The 7,017-nt window shown below is 62.1% G+C and carries 4 protein-coding genes; 3 read left to right on the forward strand and 1 reads right to left on the reverse strand.

Annotated features, from left to right (window positions below; translation table 11 throughout):
* From VL598_RS00085 to VL598_RS00095, 3 genes are all read left to right on the forward strand, one after another.
* Positions 1-1,011, forward strand: a 1,011-nt coding sequence (locus tag VL598_RS00085; protein ID WP_325324664.1) for a carboxylesterase family protein, incomplete at its 5' end; no start/stop codon positions are given.
* Between the two features lie 224 nt (positions 1,012-1,235).
* Positions 1,236-2,870: a carboxylesterase/lipase family protein gene (locus VL598_RS00090; protein WP_325324665.1), complete on the forward strand. Its 1,635-nt coding sequence runs from the start codon at positions 1,236-1,238 to the stop codon at positions 2,868-2,870.
* Between the two features lie 330 nt (positions 2,871-3,200).
* A complete protein-coding gene (locus VL598_RS00095) occupies positions 3,201-4,907 on the forward strand; it encodes a carboxylesterase/lipase family protein (protein WP_325324666.1) in 1,707 nt (568 codons plus the stop codon).
* Positions 4,908-4,915: 8 nt separating this feature from the next.
* Here VL598_RS00095 and VL598_RS00100 read toward each other — a convergent pair whose 3' ends face one another.
* Entirely contained in the window at positions 4,916-6,892 is a 1,977-nt protein-coding gene (locus tag VL598_RS00100) for a methyl-accepting chemotaxis protein (RefSeq protein ID WP_325324667.1), read from the reverse strand.
* Between the last annotated feature and the right edge of the window lie 125 nt (positions 6,893-7,017).

The following is a 7,017-nucleotide window of genomic DNA, read 5'->3' on the forward strand; positions in this document are numbered from 1 at the left end:
TGGGTTCGCGACAACATCGCGCAGTTCGGCGGGGATCCGGACCAAGTCACGATCGGCGGCGAGTTGGAGGGCGCGATTTCGGTGAGTGCACACATGGCCTCGCCGTTGTCGCGTGGACTCTTCGCACGCGCCATTGGCCTCTCCGGCGGCGCTTTCACGCCGATGGGGCTTTTAAGCCGAACGAAGGCGCAGGAGCTTTCCCAGCGAATCATGGAGGACACTTCCCTCGCGGAAATGCGCACCATGGATGCCGACGCGATGCAGGATGAAATCGGCGACGTAACAACCACCCTTCGGCTCGGACCCAGTGTGGACGGGTATTTTCTCCCCTCCATGCCGGTGACGTCTTTCAGCACTGGCCGGCAGGCACGGGTTCCACTCTTCGTGGGCACAAACGCCCGAGAGCAAGAGCTCGAAGCCAGCTTGCACGGAATGGACCTCACCCCCGACGGCTGGCGGAAGTCGCTGAGCATTTTGCTAGGATCTCTAGCCGAAGAAGGGCTCACCTACTTTCCAGGCAGTACCGAGGAAGAGGTGACACGCTCGGCCAAGCGGCTCACGAAAGACATGTTCGACGAGCACAGCACGTGGCGCTGGATGGACCTGCAGCGACAAACGGGTGACGCGCCAGTGTACTTCTATGAATATACGCATCCGCTTGCGCTCGAAGCATCGGCTACAGGCGAGTCCTCACCGTCACGCTTTGACGGGCTGCATGGCACAGAGATCGAATACGCCCTGGGCAATCTCGACGACGAGCCGCACTACGCCTGGACGTCGGACGACCGTGAGGTTTCGCGCATCTTTTCCGGCTACCTCACCCAGTTCGTGAAGACGGGCAATCCAAACGGCTCCGGATTGCCGGAGTGGCCAGCCGTGAGCCAACAGAACGACGGCCTCACCCGACAAATCATCGCCAAGCAACCCCGAACCGTAATCGATCACAGTGCGGCCGAGCAGGCGTTCATGTTGCGGTTCTATGACCGCATGAGCCCGCCGGAAGACTCCTGAGCGACGATCCTTGGTGTCCCTGATGCGAACGCCGCGCCAGCCAAACGCTTGAATGAGGCTTGCCACGGCGCGGCGCAACCGTCGCGCATTCCGCTCGCGATAAGCTTTGCGTCGGCTTCGCTTCGTCCTAGTAACAAAAGAGATGCGATCTCAAATTCGATCCTCCGGATGATGGGTACCGCCAACCGCATAGTGCGGTCATGGCCCACATCAAGGAGGCAAGGATGAGATTCTCGTTCTCAAATGCGACGCGGCGGCGCGCTGTGGCCGCTGCACTCGCCATCGCGTGCTCATGCGTGATGCCCTCTGCCGCAGCTGCGGCTCAGCCCGATGCCGGGCCGCAGATCGAGCTGATGCACGGCGGCAAGGTCGAAGGGGTTCGCACACAAATCGGCGACACCGAGGTCAAGGTATTTCGTGGCATTCCCTATGCAGCACCTCCTATCGGAGCATTTCGCTGGCGTGAGCCACAGCCTGTCGCTCGATGGGCGGGTGCGCTCGCCGCGACCGATTTCGCGCCGCGCTGCATGCAACTGGCGTCACCCTCACTGGACTTTCGCTCGCAGCAGATGAGCGAAAACTGCCTCTATCTGAACGTCTGGACACCCGCACGCAGCGACGGCGAAAAGCTGCCGGTACTCGTCTATTTTCATGGCGGCGGATTCGACACCGGCGACGGCTCCGAGGCGCGCTACGACGGCGCGAATCTTTCGGCGCGCGGCATTGTCACCGTCACGGCCAATTACCGGCTGGGTGTATTCGGGTTTCTCGCGCTGCCCGAGTCCGCAGGAGAATCGCCGCACGCAACCGTTGGCAATTACGGCTTGCTCGATCAGGTAGCGGTATTGCGCTGGGTCCGCGAGAACATCTCGCGTTTCGGCGGCGATCCCGATCAGGTGACGATAGCGGGCGAATCGTCCGGCGCCATGTCAGTGAACGCCCACATGGCCTCGCCGTTGTCGCGCGGGCTTTTCGCGCGCGCGATCGGCTCGAGTGGCGGGGCATTCTCGCCGACTAAATTTTGGGAACGCAGCGAAGCGAACGAAGCGGCGACCCAATTCGCCGAGCACGTCGGCGCCGATTCGTTGCAAACGCTACGTGCGTTATCGGCCGAGCAGTTGCTGAGCCTTACAGGTCCCGCGGAAAAGCCGGCATTCCAGTTTTGGCCCAGCGTCGATGGCCATTTCCTGCCCAGTACCCCGGAATCGCAGTTCGCCTCTGGCGCACAGGCGCGCGTACCGCTTTTGATCGGAAACAACAATCTGGAGCGCGACTTCAGGCTGGTGTTAGGAAGCCAAGCCCACACACCCGAAGTCTGGCGCCAAACGATCAAGACGTTGTTTCGCGAGCACGCCGACGAGGCGCTGATTCACTATCCCGGCAACGATGAAGACGAAGTGCTGCGCTCTGCTAACGCGCTTGCCGGAGACTTGTTCGTCGCGCACAGCACATGGCGATGGATGGACATGCATCGGAAAACCGCGCACGCGCCGGTGTACTTCTATGAGTACACCCATTCCCCCCCGCCCGAACGCGCCGTTGCGGGCCGCAACAACGTTCAGCCTGCTGCCGGTGCCCCACACGGTGCCGAAATCGAATATGCGCTGGCCAATCTGGACAGCGAATCGCGCTTTGCGCGGCAAAGTGATAACCGCAAGGTGTCGAGTATTTTCTCCGGCTATATCGCTCAGTTCGTGAAGACGGGCAATCCCAACGGAGGTGGGCTACCGAAGTGGCCAGCCGTACGCGAGGAGCAAGACGCTCCCACGCGTCAAAGCCTGGGAACGCAGACGTACACCTTTCAGGATCGCCGCACAGCCCAGCAGGCATTCATCCAGGAATTCTTCAACAGCCGTTAGCCGTGAGGTGCTTCGACTCTTTCACGCCACCGCATGCCACCGCCATTACACACCACACCCATGCGGGGTCAGCAATCCAGAGGGAGTCGCCTCTTTGCTTGCATGCGTGGTCAATCACGGTGGCGCAGCATGCCCATGTCGTGCCGCAAGGTCTGCGCGAGCGAGCGGCATCGCAGACGTTCGTCTTGGCTGGCGGCCGACATAAGCGGCGTTATTTCGTCCTATTTAAAAAAGAGACAGTCTCTCGAATTCGACGCCTTCGATGATCGAGGTGTCCCGCGAAAACTGGCGCCATGTCGAGCACCAGCGTGGGCATTCAAGGAGGCAATAATGAAGTTCACAATCGAGAAGGTTGGACTCTCACGTGCCGCCGCCGCTGTGGCCTTGGCGGTTTCCTGCTTGCATCCGGCGCTCGCGCAAGCCACCCCTGCACCGCTTGCGCCGAAGGTGCAACTGTCCGACGGCGTCATCGAAGGGTTGCGCATGCCGGCCGGGCAAACGCACTTGCAGATATTTCGCGGCATTCCCTATGCCGCGCCTCCGGTGGGCGAGTTCCGCTGGCGTGAGCCACAGCCGGTTGCGCGATGGGCCGGCGTACGGACAGCACGCGAGTTCATGCCTCGTTGCATGCAAGCCAAAGCGTCCCCTCAGGAATTTCGCTCGGCAGAGATGAGCGAGGACTGCCTTTATCTGAACGTCTGGGCGCCTGCAGACAGCAAGTTCAACGAAAAGCTGCCCGTGCTCGTCTATTTCCATGGCGGCGGTTTCATGAACGGAGACGGATCAGAAGGGCGCTACGACGGCGCCAATCTCGCCGCACGCGGCATTGTCATGGTCACCGTCAACTACCGTCTTGGCGCCTTCGGGTTCCTGGCCCTACCTGAAGCCGCACGTGAATCGCCACACGGCGCGGCCGGCAACTACGGTCTGCTCGACCAAGTTGCAGCACTACGATGGGTCCGCGACAACATCACCAAGTTCGGCGGAGACCCCTCGAAAGTCACGATCGCCGGCAATTCGGCCGGCTCCATCGCGGTGAGCGCACACATGGCGTCGCCCTTGTCGCGCGGGCTGTTCGCGCGCGCGATCGGCCAAAGCGGCGGCGCGTTCGCAACTCACAAACTATGGGAGCGCGAGCAGGCCGAGCGCGCGGCCACGCAGTTCGCCGAGCGCGTCGACGCCACGTCGCTGCAGCAATTGCGAGCGCTGCCGGCACAGAGGATCCTCGATGCGTCGATGGAAGGGAAACGCTCGATGTTCTGGCCGCATATCGACAGCCACTTCCTGACAGATTCGCCCGAGTTCGTCTTCAATACGGGCGGACAAGCGCCGGTGCCGCTCCTTGTGGGCGCCAACTCGCAGGAGGCCCACTTCACCGCCATCCTTGGCCAAACAGCGCCGACGCCTGAGAACTGGCTCCGGACGGTCAAGGCCCTGTTCCCCAACCGCTCAGACGAAGTGCTCGCCCAATACCCAGGCCATGACAACAACGAGGTCATGCACGCAGGTACGGCGCTCGCGAGCGACTTGTTCATGGGCCATAGCACATGGCGCTGGATGCAAGCGCATCGAGAAACCGGGCGTGCTCCCGTCTATTTCTATCGCTTCGCGCACCCCCGCCCTCCCAAGATGGACGACGAGCAACGGCCGCTGCCGCAGCCGCAACCCGTGCTCGGCGCGGTGCACAGCGCAGAGATCGAGTACGCGCTCGGCAATATGAGAAACAAGCGCAAATTTGCGTGGACGGCCCAGGATTATGAAGTCTCGCGCACCTTCTCTGGCTACATCGAGCAATTCGTGAAAACCGGCAACCCGAACGGCGAAGCGTCAGCCAACAGCCTATCCGTGGCCGGTGCAGGCCAGGGCGCATTGCCGAGCTGGCCGGCCGTACGGGGCGACAACCGGGGCATACTGCAACTCGTGATCGGAGAAGACACGCACACCACCTGGGATCGCGAGGCGCCGCGTCAGGGGCTGATCGAAAGACTGCTCGAGAGCCGGAGCTGGAACGGCGCGACGGGCTCGACAAGCCAATAAGCACCCGGTCACGCGCGGATCTGATTGTCAGCCGGTTCGGTCTCAAACGCGCTGACCGCCTGCGCGAGACGCTCAGCCTGATCGCGCAGGCCGGCCATGCTGCGCTCGGTATCGGCAATCAGTGCGTTGTTTTGCTGCGCCACTTCCCCGATGTGGGTCACGGCGCGATTGACCTGCTCGATACCGCCCGCCTGCTCTCGCGTTGCGATATCGATTTCCGCCACGACGGCGCGCACTTGCTGCACACGGCCGACAATGGCCTGCATGGCGGTGTGCGCCTGTGCCGCAATGCTGTGGCCGGTTTGCACCTTGCTGACCGACTCCGCGATGAGTGCGTCGACTTCCTTGACGGCTGCCGCACTGCGCTGCGCGAGCGCTCGCACTTCCGCGGCCACAACGGAAAAGCCCCTGCCGTGCTCTCCGGCACGGGCGGATTCCACGGCTGCGTTCAGCGCGAGGATGTTGATCTGAAAGGCGATGGTTTCGATGACGCGCGTGATATCGGCAATCTTGTTCGCAGACGAGCTGATCTCATCCATCGTCGAGGCGACGCGCTGCACGGCCTGACCTCCATCGAGCGCCGCTTGCGCCGTGCTTTCCACTAGCGCGTTGGCTTGCTCGGCGTTTTGCGCATTGTGCTTCACCGTGGAAGTCAACTCTTCGACACTCGCCGACGTTTCTTCGAGGCTCGCTGCCTCACTGGCGATACGGCTCGCCATGTCCTCGTTGGCTTGCGCGATCTGAATAGTGCGCTCGCCGATGTCGTCCGATGCGCCGCGCACCTGCTCGACGATCGTGGCTAGCCCCGTGCCGATACCGTCGATGGCCCGCATGAGCTGGCCAATTTCGTCGGTCCTTGCTGTTGCCAGATGCACGCTGAGATCGCCCGCGGCGAGACGTTCGGACACTTTCACCGCGGCTGACAACGGGCGGCTTACGAGGCGGCGCACGATGAAGTGAAACACGGCACCGAATGCGATCACGAGTACCAGTCCGATCAAGAGGAAGCGGTCGCGTATCGCCTGAATTCCGGCCGTCAATTCGTCGCGTGGCACAACCCCACCGACGATCCAGTGCCACTCGGGCGCCGTGAGGAAGACGGCGACGTTCGCTTTCGGCGCGGACCCGCCGGCGCTTTCGTCGGCCGATGTGTAGGCGATCTCCCCATCCTTCAGTTCGAGCATGCGAGCCCATGGTCCGCCAAGGTCGCTCGCCATACGGCCTTCAGCCGTTGGGTGCACGAGGAGCTTGCCGCGGTTCGGGCCGCTCGATGCATCGAGCACGAAGTAATAGCCGCTTGTGCCGATCTTCAACTGGCGAATCTGGTCCTCGACCGACGCAACCTCGGCCGACACCGCGACACCGACAAAGAGCGCGCCGATTACGCTCCCGGCCGCGTCCCGCACGGGCTTGTATTCGGTGATGAAATGATGACCAAAGAGCTCGGTGAGGCCGCTGAACGTCTCGCCGGCCATTAGCGCTCGATAGGCGGGCAAGCTGCGATCGAGCAACGTCCCAATTGCTCGCGAACCGTCCTGCTTCTTTAGCGACGTCGATATCCGAATGAAATCGTCGCCGCTACGCGCAAAGACCGTAGAGACCGTACCACTGCGTGCAAGGAAATCGTCGGGTACCGTAAAGTCGAGATCGAGCGTTCTGCCCGCGGCAGAAAATACCGGCACCGCGTGACCGCCGATGTCGACCGTATGCTGCACATCGAGCGCATAGGGCCCAGGCAGGAACGACTCGAAAAGCGACATGAAGCGCGCAACTTGCGCAACGAGCCCCTTATCGTAAAGGGAGATCAAACTCGCTATGGCACGGTCGTCGCCGTGCATGCGCGCGAACGCCTCCTCGGTAACCTGTCCGCCCGCCGCACGTGTCAACGTCCATGTGAATCCGGCGAAGACGAGCGTAAAGAGCAGGCAGGCGGTAAGCGCCAGCTTGATACCAAGGGAAATGTTGCGCCACGAAAGCATTTGCATTGGATGAGGCCTCGCAAGAGATAACCGGCGCGCAACGCGCCTTCGATCCATGAGGGCATCGGCAAAAGCACCACGTCGTGAGGCTGGGAACGTGAGCCCGATTGGCGAGCACCCATGCGTGCCTT

Source organism: Trinickia sp. (assembly GCF_035492435.1).
GTDB lineage: Bacteria > Pseudomonadota > Gammaproteobacteria > Burkholderiales > Burkholderiaceae > Trinickia.